At 40.1% G+C, this 20,760-nt stretch carries 17 protein-coding genes and 1 riboswitch; of the genes, 7 read left to right on the top strand and 10 right to left on the bottom strand.

Annotated features, from left to right (window positions below; all coding sequences use genetic code 11):
* Window positions 1-113: 113 nt before the first annotated feature.
* The 3 genes from ACFSGI_RS14935 to ACFSGI_RS14945 are packed head-to-tail and all read right to left on the bottom strand — an operon-like array spanning window position 114 to window position 4,830.
* Window positions 114-1,718, bottom strand: a complete 1,605-nt coding sequence (locus ACFSGI_RS14935) for a response regulator (protein ID WP_204824887.1) — start codon at window positions 1,716-1,718, stop codon at window positions 114-116.
* A gap of 28 nt (window positions 1,719-1,746) precedes the next feature.
* Window positions 1,747-3,537 carry a cache domain-containing sensor histidine kinase gene (locus ACFSGI_RS14940; RefSeq protein WP_379283550.1) on the bottom strand — a complete coding sequence of 597 codons (1,791 nt, stop codon included), beginning with the start codon at window positions 3,535-3,537 and terminating at the stop codon, window positions 1,747-1,749.
* A 3-nt stretch (window positions 3,538-3,540) separates the two neighbouring features.
* Entirely contained in the window at window positions 3,541-4,830 is a 1,290-nt protein-coding gene (locus tag ACFSGI_RS14945; protein WP_379283552.1) for an extracellular solute-binding protein, read from the bottom strand.
* A gap of 388 nt (window positions 4,831-5,218) precedes the next feature.
* Between ACFSGI_RS14945 and ACFSGI_RS14950 the strand changes: the two genes are divergently transcribed.
* On the top strand, window positions 5,219-6,547 hold the full coding sequence (locus ACFSGI_RS14950) for a family 43 glycosylhydrolase (RefSeq protein ID WP_379283980.1): 1,329 nt from the start codon (window positions 5,219-5,221) through the stop codon (window positions 6,545-6,547).
* A 219-nt stretch (window positions 6,548-6,766) separates the two neighbouring features.
* Here the strand turns inward: ACFSGI_RS14950 and ACFSGI_RS14955 are convergent, their stop codons facing one another.
* Window positions 6,767-7,744 carry a DMT family transporter gene (locus ACFSGI_RS14955; protein ID WP_204824889.1) on the bottom strand — a complete coding sequence of 326 codons (978 nt, stop codon included), beginning with the start codon at window positions 7,742-7,744 and terminating at the stop codon, window positions 6,767-6,769.
* 136 nt (window positions 7,745-7,880) lie between these two features.
* A riboswitch (FMN riboswitch) is annotated at window positions 7,881-8,039 on the bottom strand.
* Window positions 8,040-8,427: 388 nt separating this feature from the next.
* Between ACFSGI_RS14955 and ACFSGI_RS14960 the strand changes: the two genes are divergently transcribed.
* On the top strand, window positions 8,428-8,724 hold the full coding sequence (locus tag ACFSGI_RS14960; protein ID WP_204824890.1) for a hypothetical protein: 297 nt from the start codon (window positions 8,428-8,430) through the stop codon (window positions 8,722-8,724).
* A gap of 83 nt (window positions 8,725-8,807) precedes the next feature.
* Here the strand turns inward: ACFSGI_RS14960 and ACFSGI_RS14965 are convergent, their stop codons facing one another.
* Window positions 8,808-9,680, bottom strand: coding sequence for a hypothetical protein (locus ACFSGI_RS14965; RefSeq protein WP_204824891.1), 873 nt, complete (start codon window positions 9,678-9,680; stop codon window positions 8,808-8,810).
* Window positions 9,681-9,853: 173 nt separating this feature from the next.
* Complete coding sequence (locus ACFSGI_RS14970; protein WP_204824892.1) at window positions 9,854-10,729, bottom strand: LysR substrate-binding domain-containing protein; 876 nt, start codon at window positions 10,727-10,729, stop codon at window positions 9,854-9,856.
* Between the two features lie 217 nt (window positions 10,730-10,946).
* Between ACFSGI_RS14970 and ACFSGI_RS14975 the strand changes: the two genes are divergently transcribed.
* From ACFSGI_RS14975 to ACFSGI_RS14990, 4 genes are all read left to right on the top strand, one after another.
* Window positions 10,947-11,930: an ABC transporter ATP-binding protein gene (locus tag ACFSGI_RS14975; protein WP_204824893.1), complete on the top strand. Its 984-nt coding sequence runs from the start codon at window positions 10,947-10,949 to the stop codon at window positions 11,928-11,930.
* A 77-nt stretch (window positions 11,931-12,007) separates the two neighbouring features.
* Complete coding sequence (locus ACFSGI_RS14980; protein ID WP_204824894.1) at window positions 12,008-13,042, top strand: ABC transporter substrate-binding protein; 1,035 nt, start codon at window positions 12,008-12,010, stop codon at window positions 13,040-13,042.
* A gap of 14 nt (window positions 13,043-13,056) precedes the next feature.
* Window positions 13,057-14,742, top strand: coding sequence for an ABC transporter permease (locus ACFSGI_RS14985; protein WP_204824895.1), 1,686 nt, complete (start codon window positions 13,057-13,059; stop codon window positions 14,740-14,742).
* Window positions 14,742-16,061 (top strand): MBL fold metallo-hydrolase, encoded by a 1,320-nt coding sequence (locus tag ACFSGI_RS14990; RefSeq protein WP_204825043.1) that lies wholly within the window; start codon window positions 14,742-14,744, stop codon window positions 16,059-16,061. The genes ACFSGI_RS14985 and ACFSGI_RS14990 overlap by 1 nt, the downstream gene beginning before the upstream one ends.
* Window positions 16,062-16,267: 206 nt before the next feature.
* Here the strand turns inward: ACFSGI_RS14990 and ACFSGI_RS14995 are convergent, their stop codons facing one another.
* Together ACFSGI_RS14995 and ACFSGI_RS15000 are read right to left on the bottom strand one after the other, a co-directional pair.
* Window positions 16,268-16,516 carry a type B 50S ribosomal protein L31 gene (locus ACFSGI_RS14995; protein ID WP_069326918.1) on the bottom strand — a complete coding sequence of 83 codons (249 nt, stop codon included), beginning with the start codon at window positions 16,514-16,516 and terminating at the stop codon, window positions 16,268-16,270.
* Between the two features lie 115 nt (window positions 16,517-16,631).
* Window positions 16,632-17,687, bottom strand: coding sequence for a protoglobin domain-containing protein (locus ACFSGI_RS15000; RefSeq protein WP_204824896.1), 1,056 nt, complete (start codon window positions 17,685-17,687; stop codon window positions 16,632-16,634).
* A 269-nt stretch (window positions 17,688-17,956) separates the two neighbouring features.
* On the opposite strand from ACFSGI_RS15000, the gene ACFSGI_RS15005 reads away from it, so the two are divergent.
* Entirely contained in the window at window positions 17,957-18,676 is a 720-nt protein-coding gene (locus ACFSGI_RS15005) for a DUF2161 domain-containing phosphodiesterase (RefSeq protein ID WP_204824897.1), read from the top strand.
* Here the strand turns inward: ACFSGI_RS15005 and ACFSGI_RS15010 are convergent.
* Both ACFSGI_RS15010 and ACFSGI_RS15015 read right to left on the bottom strand, forming a co-directional pair.
* The gene (locus tag ACFSGI_RS15010; protein WP_204824898.1) at window positions 18,673-19,890 is read right to left on the bottom strand and encodes an aminotransferase-like domain-containing protein; all 1,218 of its coding nucleotides are present in this window, start codon (window positions 19,888-19,890) and stop codon (window positions 18,673-18,675) included. The two genes, ACFSGI_RS15005 and ACFSGI_RS15010, sit on opposite strands and share 4 nt — an antisense overlap.
* Before the next feature lie 48 nt (window positions 19,891-19,938).
* Window positions 19,939-20,658 carry a response regulator gene (locus ACFSGI_RS15015; protein WP_204824899.1) on the bottom strand — a complete coding sequence of 240 codons (720 nt, stop codon included), beginning with the start codon at window positions 20,656-20,658 and terminating at the stop codon, window positions 19,939-19,941.
* Between the last annotated feature and the right edge of the window lie 102 nt (window positions 20,659-20,760).

The following is a 20,760-nucleotide window of genomic DNA, read 5'->3' on the forward strand; positions in this document are numbered from 1 at the left end:
AAGGAGGAACCATGACGCTTTTTTCGATGGTATAGACATATATTTAGGTCTGTTCTGGAAAAGCCGTTCTTTTTATTTCCATTCATTACTGACTACTCTATGTGTAGATCAGATCATACAGGGTGCTGGTAATGACGACGACTATCCCGGTACTGCTTGGGTGTAGTTCCTGTTTCTGTTTTGAATACTCTATTAAAGTGGCGAATATTTACAAACCCTGTATCATAAGCAATCGTAGCGATTTTCTCATCACTATGAATCAAGCGCTTGATTGCTTCTCGAATCCGTATCTCGGTTAATACTTCAACAAATGAATGCCCTAATCTATGTTTGAATAGACTGCTCAGATAAGAAGCATTCAAGTAGACTTTTTCTGCCATCAGATTAAGGGTAATCGGCTCTGCGTAATGTTCTTCCAGATAACGCACCACCTGATCAACAGCATGAATCACATGACCTTCTTTGCGCTGAATCAGATCGTAGAGCGAATACAACAATTGTCCGCAATATTGGGCAAGTTGCTGACGCTCATTAATCAACAATACCTGTTGTAAGATCATACCCATATCCTGTTTATTCAGCCATTCACTGAGTACTTTGTAATCCAGTGCAATCTCATAACACTCTAACAATATTTTGCATATTTGTTGCTGGATCACTTCTGGATGATTGATTTGTCGACATAATCGTTCGATAAAAGCTTGCACTTGTTTGGTTAATTCTTGTCCATTTTCCTGTGCTAATAACTGTTCCAAAAAATGTCTGTCTGCTGCCTGTAATCGAGATAATGGCATCGTATTCGTCGTCGAAGATTCATACACCAGTACTTGATCTCCTCCCGAGATCAATCGATATAACAGAGCAGTCTCTGCTTCACGATAAGATTTCGGTACCGATTCTAGATCATCTACTCCGCCACCAATCCCAATCGTAACCGTCATCTGAGATATGCGTTTAATATTGCGAATTAATTGTCCTGACAATGATTTGATTTGCTGTGCAGTTGCTTCACTTCGATCACTATTAATCAAAGCCACCACTTTGTGATGATCTATAAAAGTATATCCTTGTAAAGGCTCTATAATAATCTCACGCACAAATTGCTGAATATACAAAAAGAATAATTCAGGATCATTTTGACGATAACGTTGCTCTGTAACCGAATCTCGATCCAATTGCACAATCAGACAATATATACCGTTATGAGGAAACGAAATGCTGGCTTGATCGAATAATTCACCTTCATCATAAGCGATATTACCATGAATCAGACTACTCAGTAATTGCTGTCTAATCACTTGCTGACTGGGCATATGTTCTGCTACCGATTGAGATTCACTTTCTTTAGTCAGCTCTGTCTCTACTTTGCATAAAGCAGTATATAACTCTTCTTTATTGACCGGCTTGAGCAAATAATCTCTAGCACCGCTACGAATCGAACTACGCGCATACTCAAAATCATTATGTCCACTCAGTACAATACAGCGAATAGCAGGATATTGTTCTGCCAGTGTGGCTTGTAGTTGAATACCATCCATCCGAGGCATTCGTATATCAGTGATCACCAGATGAGGACGTTGAGACTGAATCATTTCCAGTGCTTCTAATCCATCTCTAGCTTCACCGATAACTGTCCATTCCAGATTCGATTCATGAATTAAATGAGTTATTCCTTTGCGAAAAATCATCTCATCATCCACAATTAATACATTATACATAAGAAAAGTCTCCTTTCTTCTATTCATCTTAATATGTGATATCCGATGCAGGCATCACAACAGTAACGCGTAATCCTCCTTCATCTCGATTATGCAATGTAATTCCATAGTCATTACCATATTTGAGTGCAATTCTGCGATGAACATTGACCAATCCATGACCTCCCGGGCCTTCTGGCAAAATACCTGCTTCCATATGAAGATGTTGTTCTTCGATCCATTCGTTTTCCATACCTGGTCCATTATCGATCACATCTATCTGAATCTGTTGTTGTGCGATATGAACTTCAATCTGAATATAAATATCACCACGACCTCGTTCTAACCCATGAATAATTGCATTTTCTACTAATGGTTGTAGTGTCAAACGAATCATAGGGCTTGATAATAGCGATGGGTCTGCATGAATCGTATACGTTAAACGCTCATCATACCGAATACGTTGAATCGAAAGGTATCCTCGTACATGATCTAACTCCTGTTCGATAGTGACTTCACTATGATCGCTTCCAATACTATACCGGAGCAATGCGCTTAAATGATTGGTCATTTGAACCACTTCACGATTGCCTTCGAGCTCCGCATACATACTGATTGAACCGAGTGTATTGTACAAAAAATGAGGATTAATCTGACTTTGAAGTGAAGCGATCTGCGCATTTTTTTCTCGAATCTCGGTTTCATATAATCGGTAAGTTAATGTTCCTAAACGAGATACCATAATATTAAAAGTACGACTCAAATGACCGATCTCGTCTGTTTGCTGAACAGGTAAAGTAATATCAAACTCTCCACGTTCTACAAGTTTCATAGAATCCCGTAATACACTAAGTGGTCTTGTGATACGCATAGCATGAAAAATCGATACAATGACCGAGATAATCAGACAGATTCCGCCTAACCAGATCATTTGCCGATTGACCTGCTCTGCATCTTGTACCAACACTGATACAGGAACCGCTTGAAGTACTGTCCAATGAGTCACAGGCGAGGTCTGGTACGTAAGTAGTACCGATTGCTTGCCATTATGAATTGTTAACGTACCTTCTCCTCCATATTGTTGCAAAATAGGATCATCTACTGGAAAAGAAGGGCTTTTATAAATCAATTGCTTATGCTGATCGATCATCGCAAATAACGATGTAGGCGAACCTGCAAGATGTGTAATACGATCAGTCAATGCCTCGGCAGGCACATCAATCACCAGCACTCCTAATTCTTTGCCGTTATCCAGACTACGAATTTTACGAGCAATCGAAAAGACTTGATAGACGGTTCCATTATCAGACAGCACTGCATGAGGAGCGATAAAATACCCCTTGCCAGATAATTCAGTATCCAGTGCTAATAATCGTTCTCGATCTCCTGACTCTGCAAATCGACCTGGACTATCTGGTAATTCGACATAAGAAGAGTGCGTATGATTGGTGAACAAAGCGACTCCTGCAATATCGACCCGTCCATTCACCCGAATACGCCGTACAAAATTTTCTAACAATAAACGGTCTTCATAGCGATCAATCACTTGGTCTTGTGTATCCTGCTCCAGATAATCCATAATTTCTGGGGACTGATAGGGCAAAACAGATAATAACACTAACTCATTCATATAAGCATCCAAATTCGAAGTAAATTCGCGCACAACGTCTGCTTGATATTGACCTGCATTTGTCTGAATTGAATCTGAATAACCGATACTCGATATCACGGAAGAAATAATCAACGGAATCGAAATAAGTGTAATATTCATAATAATCAGCCGGGTGACCAACCGCATATTTTTCCAGCGACGAATCCAGTCTTTCATATATGTCTGCATCACTTACTCCTTCAAAATCTGGTTAATCAAAGGTTCTAAATGATCAAGCATCTGATCTACACTTTGCTTACCGTACCAGATTTTCTCCAATTCATTAATCAGTGCATCGCTGATCATAATTTGCTTCGGATTGCTGGGGAAATATTCAACATGATTAGCTTCATCCACATACTCTTTGCGAAAAGGTAGCGAAAGATACGCTTGTGATAATGCTTCCGCTTGAACAGCAGGCACATGCCCTGCTTCTCCCCATACTGCTCCATGCTCGGCTAACCAGTGTGCAAATTTGACAGCCGCCAGTACTTTGGCTGGATCTTGTTCATGATGGGTTGGAAAAGCAAGAGTATGAGCATCTCCCCATGATCCTGCATGATCATAGATTTGTGGAAATGGCATCACACCAAAATCCAAATCAGGTACTTTTTCAAAAGAACCGATAGACCATACACCTAAAAAAAGTAGTGCTGCTTTCCCTTTAGCAAACTCATTAGAAGCATCATTGATATTAGGCGGAATTAACTGTTGCTCATAAAGGGAAGTAACCAATTCCAATGATCGCTTGGCGGCTGGCATATCGATAGCAGCATGTTGTCCATCAGAAGTATACAATTGTCCTCCCCCTTCTATCTGAGCATACAATGACCACCATAACCATAAAGAGTCGATCCGCACATTCGGCACAGCAAGCGGTGCAACATCCTGAGGAATATGCTGTTGTAACGTCTGCAAAAAGTCTACAAATCCTTTTTCTCCTGGCTCGATCTGAACTTTTCCATCATGATACAATCCTGCTTTGGCTAACCATTTTTTGTTATAATACAATATGCTAAAATGCGTATCTAATGGAATCGCATAATGGTCGGTCTGGATCATCGTTCTTGCTAAAATAGATGGATTAAAATCGTTCCAATTTACTCCTGCTTGAGCAGCAACAGTATCGATCTGTTGGATAAAATCGGCTGGTATATATTGAGCGAACATTGACGCATGTATGATCGCTACATCCGGCGCTTCTTCTGTAACGATAGCTGTTGATAATTTGGTATAGTAATCATCTGATTTATTATTTTTCATCGTCACAACAATATGATCGGTATTTTCCTGATTGTAACGTTGTACCAGTTCATTCATAAAAGAAATATCACCACCACTAAAAGGTGTCCAAAATGAGATTTGAATAGGATCAGTAGTCGATAAATTAGCTATTGACTGCGAATGAGAACGATCACCAACTAACGATGTTATCCCTCCACGCGCTATCCCATAACTAATGATCCCGATGATCAATATCACAACAAGCCAAACATATAATTTTAGCCTAGTCACAGGCAACCTATACCGCTTGATCCATCTCACCATATAACCCAACCTCACTTTGTAAATGTACTCCATCCTAAAGCCAAATAACGCATATGAATTACGCCTAATGTACCTGTTTGCTCCCAAAGTGTAAACGGTTAAACTCTTTATTCAGACGCTCACGTTCATATCTCCAATAGAATGTCTATCCATCCAAAATATCGTCCTGTTCCCCGACATTATTCTGCGTTACAGTTCGTATTGTAAGCGTTATCTATTCACTATATTAAAAGGAGCTGAATCAATGAAACGTTATCGCTTGATCATCAAAGGAGGAGTTTTATTTTTGCTATTCACTTTGCTTATGAGCACCGGTATCAGTATGGCTTCTGCGGCATCTGTACAAAAACAGTTTTACAATGTCATTATGCAAGATGGTGCAGATCCGTGGATGTATAAGCATACTGATGGATTCTATTATTTCACAAAAACGACAGGTAACAATGTCACGATCTGGAAATCTTCTACATTAACCGGTATTGATGCTGCTGAAAAGCGTGAAATTACAACAGGCGGACAAAATGTATGGGCACCAGAAATTCATTTTCTTAATGGAGCATGGTACATTTACTATGCTAAAGACGACGGCGATAATGCGAATCATCGTATGTATGTGATGCAGAATACCAGTAGTAACCCGATGCAAGGGACATGGGTAGACAAAGGTCAGATCACAGATACAACCAACCGCTGGGCAATCGATGGTACTCCATTAGCGGTGAATGGACAATTGTATTTTATCTGGTCAGGCTGGGAAGGAACAGACAATGTTAGACAAAATTTATATATCGCTCATATGAGTAATCCCTGGACAATCGATTCAGCGCGTGTTGAGATCGCTCGTCCTACGTATGGATGGGAGACTAATCACCAACCGAATGTCAACGAAGGCCCTCAAGTGGTAATCAAAAACGATAAAATTAATCTGATCTATTCTGCTAGCGGAAGCTGGACGAATGATTATGCTTTGGGATTAATTACAGCACAGACGAACAGCAATTTGTTAAGTCCTTCGGCTTGGAGTAAACGTGCTCAACCTGTATTTGCTTCTGCTAATGGAGTGTATGGCCCGGGTCATGCTTCGTTTACTACATCTCCTGACGGCAAAGAAGATTGGATTGTGTATCATTCTGCCAAATTCAACAATGCAGGTTGGAACCGGGAAATTCGTACACAGAAATTTAGCTGGAATACAGATAATACTCCTCAATTCGGTCAACCGCTCAATCCAAATACACAGATAGCTATTCCATCTGGTGAACCGGATCGCACCCGTTATGAAGGTGAACAAGGAACTTTTGGCGGGGCGGCTTATGCTTCCTCAAGCCCAAATGGTTCAGGACTGTCAAAAGCAGGTCATATCGATACTACAGGCAGTTATGTACAATATTCGGTGAATGTTCCTACAACAGGAACATATATGTTGGCTGCGCGTACAGGCAATGGAACAGACGGACTGGATTGGTCTACACTGCGCCTTTCTGTAGATAGCAATAATGCAACAGACTTTTTTATTACTAATAAAGGTTGGGAAAATTGGGGATTATCGACGCAACGTCTATCTTTGACAGCAGGTAATCATACGATTCGATTTAGCAAAGGAAGTGGGTATGGAGAGTTAGACTTTTTTGATCTGGTACCGATTAAATAAGTAGAATCAGCGTTCTGAATGAGGATAAAGAATTACTAAATATTCGATATTCTATGGAATTAATATCTTTATCTTATACAGACTAAAAAAACCCTGTCTACTAAGCGAGATTGCGCTAGGTAGACAGGATTTTTATTTTTATTAAAAAGTACGATTTATAAGTGAGTGACACTATACTTTCTTTGTATAAAAGAACCTATGATGATACAAAAGAGCTTATTATGCAGAAGGAACAGCTGTTTTGGCATCAGACGGTTGTTGACGTCTGGAAATAAAGAATAATGCGACCCAGATTAACAAAAAGCCGACCAGTTGAGCCCATGTCAATAATTGTCCGAATACGATCCAGTTAATCACAACACCGACTAATGGAAAGCTCAACTCTGCTAATGTAGCTACAGAAGCTTTTGTTGTCGACAATCCTTTGTAATACATTAATAGACTTAGCAAGCCCGGCAACAATGCTTGACCTAGCAAATTCAGAGATACTGCTGCGATACCACCGGAATCAGCAGATAAGCTCCATGCTGCACCTTCATGCCATGTTAAAACAAGCAATAATGGTAAAGCCATAATAAAGCGTAATGAAGTAACCGTTTCATATTTCATCTGACCGACCATTAAGCGTCCCATAACAGTTGATCCACCCCATAGTGCAGCCGCACCTAGAGCAAATAGACTACCAACCTGTACAAATTCACTCATATGACCAATCGGAATAGCGAATCCAAAGGTTAAGATATACGTTCCTACTAATGCTAAAGCAAACAACCAACCAAATCCACGCGGTAATACTTCTTTTAAAATGATACGAGCTAACACAATCGCGAAGATTGGTTGTAATTTCTGTAATAACAAGACTGCATTGAGATTACCATGAGCCAGTCCCATCGTGAATAAAATCGTAGCAATCGCCGATCCGCCCCATGATAAGAACAATAAGGCTCCGATATGGCGCATTTTCAAACCTTTTAATTCAGCTCGATTCACCCATAAAACAGGCGCCGCCGCTAGAAAAACAATCAAATGCTCCAACAATACCAATTGGGTTGAAGTCATTGTTTTGAGTAAAATAATTCGGAACAGTGGATCAACGCCCCATAACGCCGCTCCTACAAAAACGAGCCAAAATCCACTTTTAATATGACGCTGTCTAGCTGATGATGCTGTTTTGATGTTATAACTTGCATTTTCCATGATTCAAACTCCCTACGTGATTAGAATTTGAATATGAGATCTCATACGGAAAGCCCCCGTTATCAACGTACAATAAACGGGGGCTTGATCAAATAAACGTGCAACTGTATTTTACAATACACTGGCATGTTTATCGGTTGATCTTCTCCCATCCGGACTGTACCGTCGGCTCTGGATTCTCACCAGATCAGTCATTCCTCTATAAAACAGAAAAATGAGTCGCGGGCTACCATTTTTTCACTTGTAAAAAATGTTCACCGCCGGTCGGGAATTGCACCCTACCCCGAAGATCTCTATTCGATTTTGGTTTATTAGTATAAATAAGCTACTCTCATGTTTAACCATGAAAATAAGATTTGAAAACTTTCTTGTATCAAACATTCAATATATCTCATTATAAAGATACTTTTAGTAACTTGCAATAGTTTCGTACAAATAAATAGTTTGCAATATATTTAAAACTTTAATTCCGATCGATTAACTATACTATACAATAATTAAAATGAATGTCTAGTATCTATCGAATGTTTCTATAGATCGATTGATTTTGCAAATAAATATAACATCTCTTCCTAATTTTATTCATATTACTCTATTGTCACATATCTGTAACAGTTGTATAATCATAGAGGCTTTACATCTTTACACAATATTTAGTACATAACTGAGAGGGGTAGAAAAATTTGGATTACAATTCACAAAACACTGGTTACCCGCCTGCGCAGCCGGATGCACCGACTTCCATCATCAGCGTTAAAGAATGGATGCTTACACTTTTGTTGCTTTTCATTCCTATCGTCAATTTAGTCATGTTATTTGTATGGGCTTTCGGTGGAGATACTCACCCTACCAAAGCTAACTATGCAAAAGCAGGTCTTTTATGGGCTGCCATCATTATCGTTATCTACATTATTATCTTTATTGTTTTTGGTGCAGCATTCTTCGCAAGTGTTAACAATATGGAACGTAGCGGATACTAATACGCCCGAGCAACATAGTTTAACAAAAAAGAAGCACCTCGCAGGGTGCTTCTTTTTATTGTCTATTTTCAATCAGCATACTTTTAATAGCGATCTAACACCAATTGTGTTTTTAGTGAATCTTGTGGTACTAGCCAACCTTCTTGCTTCAAATAGTTCATCAATTGTTGACGATCTGTTGCAGCGGTGTTGTAATCATCCGTTTTGAACGAAATCTCAATTACAGGCTCAGTACCTGTACCAGAAGCATTACGAATCGGCCAAATTTCTACATCTACATCGATTCCGTTCCATGTTCCTTCATATTTACTAGCCATCACCGGGCCATAAGCACGCGATGCTTTCAACTGCTTTTCACCCCAGCTTGATCCATCTTTCCATTTTTTCAATTTACCTGGAAGATTATCGACAAGTAGAGACAATGCTTTACTATCCGCAGGCAATGTTGCGCCTGACGTGGTTGCTTTTGATTTTTTATCATTAGAAAGACTTAATGTCTGCTTGCTGTATCCCCAATCGACTTCTGCTTCATAGTTAGTATCAGAAGCATCGAATCCTTGTTGATTAGCAAGGGTTAGTGCTGCATCAATATCTCCATTTGAAATACTGTAACGCTTTTTATACGTCATTTCAAAATTATCTTTATCTTCTTTTTTGCGAAAACGTACATTCCAGCCTTCGCTATCCAATTGCTTATCGCTTGTATCGAAATACTCTACAGCAATTTTTTGCGCTTTGGCAGGTAGATCAAACGCATCTTGTACATCAGATTGAATCGTCAGGTCGCTGTTCAGAATATCATCATCCAGCATAAATTTAACCTCATACGTTGGTGTGAGATTAGCGGCTTTGGCATCAACAACAGATGTAGATTGTGGAATATACAACCCTGCGAACAACACACTGCTTAACAATACCAATGGAGCTTTTTTACCTAATTTCAATCCTAAACTCATTTGCACATTCTCCCCTGTCTGTGGAATATCATTTGACTACTATTCCAATGTAACAGTGAACAATGATAGCGGAATCAACATACATAAATGATTTCGTAAAACATATCTATACTTTCTGTATGCTATTCATCATTTTTTCGATAGCAATCATCTACAGGTAATCAAATATCGATTTAACCAAAAGATTTCACAAACTGATGAATAAGCCCTGAATAATGACGTTGGCTATTGTATACATAATAGATGTAACGATGAAATGGAGTATTTGGTAACGGTCGCATATGAAGTAGACCTTGTTGCACTTCTTCTTCAACAGCCATTTTGGATAAAAAAGAAACATACTCGCCCAACATGACTGACTTTTTAATCGCTTCTGGTGAATCCAGTTCCATATATTGTTCTGACCATACTCCTACACTGCTCATCCAACGATCACTCAATTGACGGGTACTTGATTCGCTTCCATGCAAAACAAATCGACTTTGACGAAGCGTATCTATATGCAATTCTTCATAGTCTGCTAAGCGATGATTCGGTGCAAAAATAGCAACCATTTCATCTTCATCTACCAATCCTTTGACTAATGAAGGATGTTCAAAAGATTCTGTCAGCATAATACCTAGATCAATTTCATGATTGATCAACATTTCACGAATTACAGGTGAAGGTTTAACGGCAATCGAAATACTCACGCCTGGATAAGTGCGACTAAACCTATTAATAATAGAAGGTAATAAATAAGTAGCCGGTACATAACTCGCTCCGATACGCAGATTACCACGTTCCAAAGCACCAAATTCTTGCACTACTCTTCTGGACTCTGCTGCCAAAGCATTAATTTTGATCGCATAATGGAGTAACGCTTTGCCCGGTTCTTTGAGCATCACTTTGCCCCCTCTAGATTCAAACAAAGCAACTCCCATTTCTTTTTCCAAACTTTTCATATGAAATGTAACTGTAGGCTGTTTGAGCCCTAACTCGTCTGCGACTGCTGTAATTTTGTGATGACGATCTAATAATTCTACAATTTGTAATTTGATCAAATTCATCGACTAACCCCCTGTAACTGCTTTTCTTTCACCGTACCATAGAAACATTCGATGATTGTCAAAAGGAACACACTAAAAACTTAATGTTGCGTTTACATTCCCCACATACCCCGTACAAATTGAGCAGATATACTACGTATAGAAAGTAGTTCAAGGCAGTAAGTATCCATTATCATACATGCCAATGAACAAGCGTCAAAGATAGGTGGAATACACAATGACAGCATTAACGATTCAAGGCATCAGCAAATCTTTTGATGGTGTACAAGCTTTACAAGCGACTGATCTGGTTATCGCTTCTGGCAAATTCACTACATTACTAGGCCCTTCCGGTTGTGGGAAAACAACATTGTTACGCATGATCGCAGGATTGGAGACACCTGATCAAGGAGAATTACGAATAGCCAACGATATTCTGTACTCTTCTACGCAACGTAAAAATGTACCTCCGCATCGCCGGGGATTTGGGATGGTATTTCAAGAATTTGCACTGTGGCCGCATTTAACTGTTTTTGAAAATGTAGCGTTTAGTCTACGAGCTTCCGGTCAGAAAAAAGATATTCAAGCGCGCGTACTGACTGCACTGGAACAAGTTCGTTTGCAAGGGATGGAACAACGTTACCCCCATCAACTTTCTGGTGGACAACAACAACGTGTCGCTTTTGCTAGAGCAATCGTGATGCAACCCCGGTTAATCTTATTCGATGAACCTTTGAGTGCATTAGATGCGATTCTACGTGATGAAATGCGAACCGAATTAATGAATCTGGTACAGCAATTAGGAGTTACTGCTCTCTATGTGACTCATGATCAGACCGAAGCGATGGCAATGTCAGATGAGATTATCGTGATGCAGTCAGGATCTATTTTGCAACGTGGAACACCGGAACAAATTTACAGACAGCCTTCTCATCCATTTGTAGCTCGGTTTATTGGTCATTCCAACTGGATCGATCAAGGACATCAGATGGTTCGTCCCGAGCATATCCGCTGGCACAGCAATCATTCTCCTGACGAACATATACATACTGGAATGATACAGCAAGTCAGCTATATGGGTGATCGTTATGAGATTCAACTCGATATGGGCGAAGAACGTCTATGGACTGCTTATCAAGATGAGCGAATGACTGTTGGTGAGCAAGTCACGATTTATATTTCAGCACACCATGTTCATACACTGAACCCCGTCCCTGTTTAACTGTTGATCTTTATCCACTTTTATAAGCTAGCGTTTTAATTTAAATATGGATTCAACCACTTTAGGAGGAATAAATAATGAAATGGAATCAATTGTGGCAAAAAGGAAGTTTACTTGCTTTGACAGCAATCTTAGGAACAACACTGGCAGGTTGTAGTACTTCTACAGGTGCATCCGGTTCGGCACAATCACCAACCAAAGATGCAGGCACACTTGTTGTCTACAGCGCAGGCCCTGAAGGATTAGCCAAAAAAATTCAAGCTGGTTTTGAAGCAAAAACAGGCATTAAAGTAGAAATGTTCCAGGGCACAACAGGCAAAATACTGTCTCGTATGGAAGCTGAAAAATCCAATCCTGTAGTTGATGTGGTTGTTCTCGCTTCTCTGCCATCGATGCAAGCACTAGCCAAAGAAGATATGACACTGGCTTATCCAGAAGCAGCTAATCACGATAAATTAGTGAAAGACTGGTCAGATACAGACGGCAAATATTTTAGCTATAGTGCATCTGCATTAGGTATTGTATACAACACCAAACAAGTAACCACTCCACCAACATCATGGGCAGATTTAGCGAAGCCTGAATGGAAAGATAAAGTGAATATTCCTGATCCTTCACTATCTGGTTCTGCACTTGATTTTATTACTGGTTATCTTAGTGCTGAAGGAGATAAAGGTTGGTCATTATTTGAACAGTATAAGCAAAATGGTGTTGCAATCGCAGGCGCTAATCAAGAAGCGCTTGACCCTGTAATCACTGGAGCCAAATCAGCGGTAGCCGCTGGTGTCGATTATATGGCATACAAAGCCAAAGCAGATGGTGAACCTGTCGATATCGTTTATCCAAAAGAAGGTACAGTGATTAGCCCACGTCCTGCGGCGATTATCAAAACAAGTCAACATGCGGATCAAGCTAAGCAATTTATCGACTACCTGCTGTCAGATGAAGCACAGCAAATGGTCACAAGTGCTTATCTATTGCCCGGCAGAACAGATATCACTGCTGACAACCGTGCGAACTTGAGCGATATTCCAACATATCCTGTGAAATGGGACTGGATGGGCGAACATAGCGAAGAAACAACAACCAAATTTACGAACCTATACAAATAAGTGGTGATCCTATGATGAAAACAAAGACAAACCCAACTTTATTCTCCTATCAAAAAATCAGTACGGCTGCGGCATTTTTGCTGCTCGCCGTACTAATTCTATTTCCGCTTCTAATGATCTTCCGAACAGCCATTGAACAAAATGGTGTGATTGATCTGATGGCTCCTTTGCGTCTACTCGGCCAAAGCGATCTCACATCGGTCATGTTCAGCACATTATGGCTCGGCTGTTGTGTGATTATAGCGACGACTGTTTTAGCTCTTCCTTTAGCATGGATGATGGCGAAAACAGCGATCGGTAGACAGCGCTGGTTAGATGTTGTTTTTTTAATTCCTTTTATGACACCACCTTATATTGGCTCGATGGGTTGGATGTTATTTATGCAAAAGAACGGCTATATGGAGCAGATACTTCCTGCTTCTGCCAAAATCACACCTGCTTTTTTTAGCTTTGGTGGCATGGTGATGATTATGAGTCTACATCTATTTCCTTTTCTCTATCTGATTCTTCGCAATACGTTAGAACAGATAGGTGGAAGCACAGAAGAAGCTGCTTCTGTACATGGTGCTTCCTTCGGTTATCGCTTCCGTCGCATTATTTTGCCATTATTATTGTCTAGTTATGCAATGGGTGCATTATTAATTTTCGTCAAAACGATTGCTGAATTTGGTACCCCTGCTACATTTGGTCGCAAAATCGGCTTTTATGTAATGACATCTGAAATTCATAAATATATTTCAAGCTGGCCTATAGATTTTGGTAAAGCGACTTCGCTTGCTTCTTTGCTATTAACAGCTTGCTTACTGATGTGGTATATCCAGAGTATATTAAGCAGTCGTTATTCTTATCGCTTAACAGGAGGTAAAGGAGTTCGTAGTAAAAAGTATTCGTTACGTGGTTGGAGTGGTCTAATCTGCTGGTTGTATATCGGTATATTGCTAATTACTTCTATCGGGATTCCTTACTTTTCTGTAATTACAGCATCTTTATTACGCTTGCGTGGCACAGGGCTTGCTGTTGGTAATTTTACTTTACAACATTACAGTGATCTACTCAGTTGGGGTTCTGAAAGTATGGAAGCATTGGTCAATAGCTTTACTCTTTCACTGGTCGCTTCTACAATCGCTGTATTGATCGGTACATTTCTAGCACTGAAAGTAGGACAAGGCAAACGTTTATCACAAAAATGGATTGATCTGTTTAGCTTAATGCCTAATACCGTACCAGGTATTGTAATTGTGGTTGGGTTGATTTTGTTCTGGAATTCTCCATGGATGCCAATCCCTCTTTACAATTCATACGGTATGGTTGTGCTAACGTATATCATTTTATTTTTGCCGTATACCTTACAATATGTCAAAGCGAATAACGGACAGATTGATCCTATTTTATTACAAGCCGGTGCGATTTCTGGTGGTCGTCCGTTGTATGTATTCCGCCGGATTTTATTGCCATTATTGATTCCGGGTATGATTGCAGGTTGGACGATGACCTTTACGATTGCTAATCGCGAGTTGGTGGCTTCCCTGTTGATTTTGCCACCATCGATGCAGACTTCAGCAACTTATATTTTTGCTCAATTTGAACAAGGTGCTGTCTCAATGGGTATGGCGATGGCTGTAGTTTCAGTAGGGATTACAACAATCTTGCTATTGATTTTACAGACACTACCTGCTTATCGAAAGCAACAATTATCATGATGGAACTTACTATACTTGGCGGTGCAGGTGAACATGGTCGATCCAGCTATCTACTTCAACAGGGAGAGCAGAGTATATTGCTGGATTATGGTGTCAAAAAAGAAGGTGACGGGCAATATCCGATCACACCTGATATCGAAGAAATGGTTGCCAGCCTGCAAACTGTATTTTTGTCTCATGCGCATGAAGATCATTGTATAGCTTTACCTTTATTGTACAAGCATGGATATACCGGTGAGGTCTGGACAACCAGAGCCACTGTTGGACAATTACCTGCTTATTTTGAAGCATGGAAAAGGTATACCGATCACCGCTCGGCAACACGTCCCTACGATGATGAAGATCAACAACGTATCCAATTCCGTTATTTAGAAGATATTGTCCCACCGGGTAGCTGGAGCCCTTTGTTGCCCCATCTGGATGTATGTTGGGGACGAGCGGGTCATTTACCTGGTTCGATCTGGCTAGCACTCTGCTGGCATGATAAATATATTTTCTTTTCGGGAGATTATACGTCTGAATCGCAGTTATTAGCCGCAGATCGACCGTTACACCAGACACGATTAATTTCAAAAACACAGACTGTTCCCGGCATTTTACCGGATCTGGATATCGCGATTATCGATGCTGCTTATGGCGTTGATCCTGATCATCAAGATAATAAGCTGACTCAATTAAAAAGGCATATGGATGAGACGCTTCGGCAACAAGGAGCAGTCATGCTTCCTGTTCCTGTCTATGGACGAGGGCAAGAATTAATGCTGTGGGCAAGCGAAGAGTATCCTGATACTCCATTGCTTGTTGAAGCTGGATTACTTAATAATTTGCGTTCTTTTACTACAGACACCTACTGGCTCCATGCTCAAGCGTGTGCCCGAATAGAACGTTTGCTACAACATCCGTATTTATATGTAATGGATGATGAACAATCTCGTACAGAACTGCCTGCAAAATATACATCGTTTATTTTGTTTACCGATGATGGCATGATGCAATCTGTCAAAGCACAACAGCATTACGAGCGAATCGCTCACAATGAGCATAATGCATTGATTTTTACAGGTCATCTAGCTCATGGGTGCTTCGGACGTAGACTGTTGCTGGATACCGAACGAGAAGGTTGTAAAGTCTTTTACGTGCGTTACAAAGTCCATCAAGGGCTTCCAGATGTAAGGCGTATGCTACTTGATCTCAAAAGTCCACCTGCTCTACTGGTTCATGCCACCAAGTCGCGTACTGATGGACTGGCACTACGATTAGAACAAGAAGGCTTCCACCGGATACATTCTTTGCTTCCTGAAGATAAAATACAATTTTGAGTCATAGGAGTCATAGATAAAATTCTGTGCAAAGCGCTCAATCTAAGTAGTGTACTCTCGTTTTTGTTTGCTAGACACAGATTATCTATCTAAAAAGACAACAAAAAAAGCGTACCATGTTCATATCCTAGGATACGAACAGGTACGCTTTTTATGACGGTTCAAAACAGTCCGAAAACGTTTTGAAATTTCGCTCAACTTACGTCTTAGTTTTTCAAGCCGTATTTTTTGTTGAACTTGTCTACGCGGCCACCGATGTCTGCGTTTCTTTGTTTACCAGTGTAAAACGGGTGAGAAGCAGAACTTGTATCAACGCGAATCACTTGATAAGTGTTGCCATCTTCCCATTCCATAGTTTCGCCGGAAGTTTTAGTTGTTCCACTCAGGAACTTATATCCGCAACTTGGATCAAGAAAAATAGCTTGTTGGAATTTAGGATGTCCTTCTTTTTTCATGAGTATCACCTTCGTTCATAAAATTAATCGCACTTTTCTTATTATACACCGTTATATCGAAATGTCAAAGAACTTATGTTTTTTATTTGCAATTAATTTTAAGCCTTTTTCAAGATCATTTAGGGTTCGCATGCGTCCCTACTACAACTGTAGAATCTATAGTCTCTGTATGTTGTAATTGTTCTAATTCATAAGCTACTTGTTGGATCATATCTGCAAAAGCCGCTAATTCTTGAGAACGTCCTGCTTGATGACGTGACCATTCTACATTTTTACCAAATTCAGATTGTACTTGATCAAGCTTGGTCATAATCACTTTCAAAGTCATACTGATATCTTGTAATGCATTCTGGGACGATCCTGCTAACTTTCTTACTTCCTGCGCTACAATACTGAATCCTCTTCCATATTCACCAGCATGAGCCGCTTCAATCGAAGCATTAAGACCTAATAGATGGGTCTGTTCAGAAATCTCACGCATAACTGTACCCACTTTGCTGATTTCTTTGACCTCATGACCTAACTCGTCCATCTGTTGTAGTGAACTTTCTTGAGACTGTGCCATTTGATCTGCTGATTGTGAGATCACTCTTGCATTATCATTTAATTTGATGATCATTTCGCTCATCTGATTTACCGCTTCGGTTACAGCTGTTAACATATGTTGCTTTTGATTCGCCATTTCTTGAATATGATACTGCTCTCTTTCACCGTAAGCTTCAAGCACCAGTTGCGAATCTAAATTGAACATTTTGGTCAGAGCATGTAGTACTTTTATCCACTGATCTGGCAATTCGCGCTCTAATACAACGGTTGCTATATTGGTATAGGTCATATAAGTCCCTAGATAATAATCAGAATTAAGCCCTATTCGCGAATGAATACGACCAATCTTTAACCTTTGCTCGATAAAGGATTCATCTATCGTTCCAGATGCTAATGAAATCCAATAATCACGCTGCGTTTGTTTGAGACGATCTATCGTAGAACCAGCTTGCTGGATAATATCATGTAATACCGGATATTGCTCTATATGATTGTAGAATTGATCAACAACCTCATCAACCACTTTCACAAATAAATCATAATGTTGATGCAGTAATTGCAAGTCAGCTTCTTTCAAGCCAATATATTGAAGTTGTTGCTGTCGTTGTGCAGATACTTGGATCATGCTTGATATCCCCTCTTTCTCTCTAATACATACACATATATTTATTCGTATTTTACCTTTTATTGTAAAACATAGCCAATTGAAAGTGTTAGTTGTATCTTTATGTGTAACATTAATGAACAATCGATTTGTAAATATACTGTTATTCGATCTCTTCTGGTTCATGACTTCTATGTTATTATCCTGCTATGCTATACTTTCGAACATAACACTTAATATAAGTACTATGACATAGATATAAGACATACCTATCTAAAGGAGAGAATATCGTGGCTGTACAACGAGAAACCGAACTTTATCTTCCTCTCAAACAATTTTTTGCGGCTCAGGGATATGATATCAAAAGTGAGGTTAAACATTGCGATCTAGTAGGCATACGAGAACAAGATCATGAACCCCTTATTATCGAAATCAAAAAAACATTCAATATTGCTCTACTTCTACAAGGTATCGAACGGCTGAAGCTCAGTTCCAACGTATATCTTGCTGTAGAAAAAAATCGTGCTAAAAAAGGCGCTCATAATCAGCGTTGGCGTGAAATCACCGATCTCTGTCAGCGTCTGGGATTGGGATTGATTGCCGTAACGTTATACAAAACCAAAGCTCCATTTGTAGAAATATTATGTAGTCCAACTATTTCTTCTAAGCCAGCCAAAGCTGTACGTCGCGGAAGTCGCAAACAGCGACTGTTGCAAGAAATTGCCGAACGTAGCGGTGATTACAATCTAGGTGGCAGTACAGGAACTCCTCTGATTACTGCTTACCGCGAAAAAGCGCTGCGAATCGCTTCTGCGTTTGGTACTGACCTTTACCTATCCCCGCGACAATTAAAGGAACGAAGTGGTGTTGGTAGTACAGCAGCGATTATGCAGCGCAACTATTATGGTTGGTTTGAACGTGTAGCACGAGGCAGTTATCAATTGACTCCATCAGGTATACTGGCTTTAGAACAATATGCTCATGTGATCGAGAATCAGAAGTCGCTTTAACTTCGCAGTTCAGCAATACACTCCGAAATTAGATTCATTCCCAACAATAGCTCATCCCGTCCAGGATGGGTAAAGTTGAGACGAATCGCACTTTTACCTTCGTCACTTGCATAACATCGTGCTCCCGGTAAAAAGGAGACTCCTTTGGACATTGCATGTGTCAGTAATTCTTCTCCATCTAACTGATCCGGCAATACCGCCCACAAAAACATACCGCCTGAAGGAACATCTACTGTGGTTCCTTGCCAGTTCGGACGCTTGAGCAATTCCAGCATTAATTTGAGTCGAATCTCATATTCGCGATTGAGCATCGTAATATGATTATCCCAATTGAAGCGAGGGGATTGTAACAGACGCAACAAAATAGCCTGATTCATCGAACTGGATTGCCAATCGGCTGTTTGCTTAGCAGCCGACATCACTTCAATCAACCGTTGATCTCCTGCTGCCCAACCTACGCGCAATGCAGGAGCGATTGTTTTGCTAAATGAACCGATATACAGCACATGATTACCGCCCTGCTCCCGATCCAATTGAAATAGACTTGGATAACGACGGCGAAAAGAACGAACCGACTCTAATCCATAGCGCAAATCGCCATACGAATCATCTTCTGCGATTAACAATTCATATCGCTTACAGAGCTCTAGAATAGCTTTTCTACGTTCCAAGCTCCATACTCTTCCTGTAGGATTCGCAAAGCTTGGTGAAGCGCACAGTAGCTTAGGACCATACTCTACAATCAGCCGTTCCAGATCTTCTGGAATCATTCCTTCTTCATCACAATCTACATGAAGCACATTTGCTCCTTGTAATCGAAGCACTTGCAGACATCCTGGCGAAGCCGGAGACTCTACCAGTACAGTATCTTCCCGATCTACATAAATACGCACCAACAAATCTATCGTTTGCTGACTGCCTGATGTTAACAAAATATCTTCAGGATCTACATTCAATTTCTGATCGATTTGCCAGCGTGTATTAAGCCAGTTCCGTAAAGCCAATGAACCAGCGGCTTCTCCATACTGAAGAACAAGAGGACCTGCTGAAAATACAGCACCGGCAGCCTCTCCTAATTGTGCCAGCGGAAATAGTTCTTCTGCTGGTAGTTCTTCAGCTAATGAAATCCACGATTCACGACGCTGTCGGTTGTCTATCGATCTGACCGAAAATGAAGGCATATGACTCACACTTGCTGCAAAAGAAAATTCCACCGCTCCAGCCTCCTGTACGATGCTTTTTCAAGATCATACACCTGAACTTTAATCGAGGGCAACCTCTTTTACTGGAACGATACTTTCAGGTGGTGTAATCATGTTGGTCATAGGAGCATTATTAAAAGAAGCTGTATGCGAATACAACGTATATTTTTCGATCGCTTGAGCCCGGCTATTCACACCAAGTTTATGATAAATTTTGCGTAAATAATTATCAACAGAACGTCGGCTCACACGGATCATATAAGCGATCTTATCGTATGTAAACCCCTGTGTAATTTGAATCATAATCGTGTGTTCGATTTTGGAAAGATCGAAATAACCATCGGTAGGAATTTCAGCAGGAATAGGAACTACTCCTTGATGAAGCCATGATAGAGGAATAACGGTTGATCCTTGACGCAGACTACTGATCAAATGTAACAATTGAGCTGGCGAAGATTCTTTTGATAACATCCCACTGGCACCCATACTCATTAATCCGGCAAATAAGGATAAATGATTGTCGCTGGTAAGCACAATAACATGGCTATCTTTACTCGCTTGCTTGACTTGACGCAAATAAAATTGAACCGATCCTTCAGGTAATGCATCATCAAGCAAAATCAAGTTAGGTTGAACACTTGCTACTAAATCGACTCCATCTTTTACAGAACTTGCAGTTCCGATAACACTCAAATTGGCTGTCTCTTCTAGTATCATTTTTGTTCCAAGCATCAGCGCCGGATGATTATCAATAATGATAACCTTCCAAATGTCTTCCATTTTGATACTCCCCCTTTGTAAACAGCTATTTGTTACTGCTTATTAACATATACCTTGATATCGGCATCTTTCTCTAGATTTTTAACGTTTTTTGGATATTTG

It is taken from the genome of Paenibacillus nicotianae (genome assembly GCF_042681745.1).
Taxonomy (GTDB): domain Bacteria; phylum Bacillota; class Bacilli; order Paenibacillales; family Paenibacillaceae; genus Saccharibacillus; species Saccharibacillus nicotianae.

What these genes read in the sequence shown, in the direction of transcription:
- ACFSGI_RS14935 (WP_204824887.1), bottom strand. Translation starts at nt 1,718, where the DNA reads ATGTATAATGTATTAATTGTGGATGATGAGATGATTTTTCGCAAAGGA.
- ACFSGI_RS15015 (WP_204824899.1), bottom strand. Translation starts at nt 20,658, where the DNA reads ATGGAAGACATTTGGAAGGTTATCATTATTGATAATCATCCGGCGCTG.
- ACFSGI_RS14975 (WP_204824893.1), top strand. Translation starts at nt 10,947, where the DNA reads ATGACAGCATTAACGATTCAAGGCATCAGCAAATCTTTTGATGGTGTA.
- ACFSGI_RS14965 (WP_204824891.1), bottom strand. Translation starts at nt 9,680, where the DNA reads ATGAGTTTAGGATTGAAATTAGGTAAAAAAGCTCCATTGGTATTGTTA.
- ACFSGI_RS14970 (WP_204824892.1), bottom strand. Translation starts at nt 10,729, where the DNA reads ATGAATTTGATCAAATTACAAATTGTAGAATTATTAGATCGTCATCAC.
- ACFSGI_RS14995 (WP_069326918.1), bottom strand. Translation starts at nt 16,516, where the DNA reads ATGAAAAAAGAAGGACATCCTAAATTCCAACAAGCTATTTTTCTTGAT.
- ACFSGI_RS14980 (WP_204824894.1), top strand. Translation starts at nt 12,008, where the DNA reads ATGAAATGGAATCAATTGTGGCAAAAAGGAAGTTTACTTGCTTTGACA.
- ACFSGI_RS14950 (WP_379283980.1), top strand. Translation starts at nt 5,219, where the DNA reads ATGGCTTCTGCGGCATCTGTACAAAAACAGTTTTACAATGTCATTATG.
- ACFSGI_RS14985 (WP_204824895.1), top strand. Translation starts at nt 13,057, where the DNA reads ATGAAAACAAAGACAAACCCAACTTTATTCTCCTATCAAAAAATCAGT.
- ACFSGI_RS15000 (WP_204824896.1), bottom strand. Translation starts at nt 17,687, where the DNA reads ATGATCCAAGTATCTGCACAACGACAGCAACAACTTCAATATATTGGC.
- ACFSGI_RS14955 (WP_204824889.1), bottom strand. Translation starts at nt 7,744, where the DNA reads ATGGAAAATGCAAGTTATAACATCAAAACAGCATCATCAGCTAGACAG.
- ACFSGI_RS14940 (WP_379283550.1), bottom strand. Translation starts at nt 3,537, where the DNA reads ATGCAGACATATATGAAAGACTGGATTCGTCGCTGGAAAAATATGCGG.
- ACFSGI_RS14990 (WP_204825043.1), top strand. Translation starts at nt 14,742, where the DNA reads ATGGAACTTACTATACTTGGCGGTGCAGGTGAACATGGTCGATCCAGC.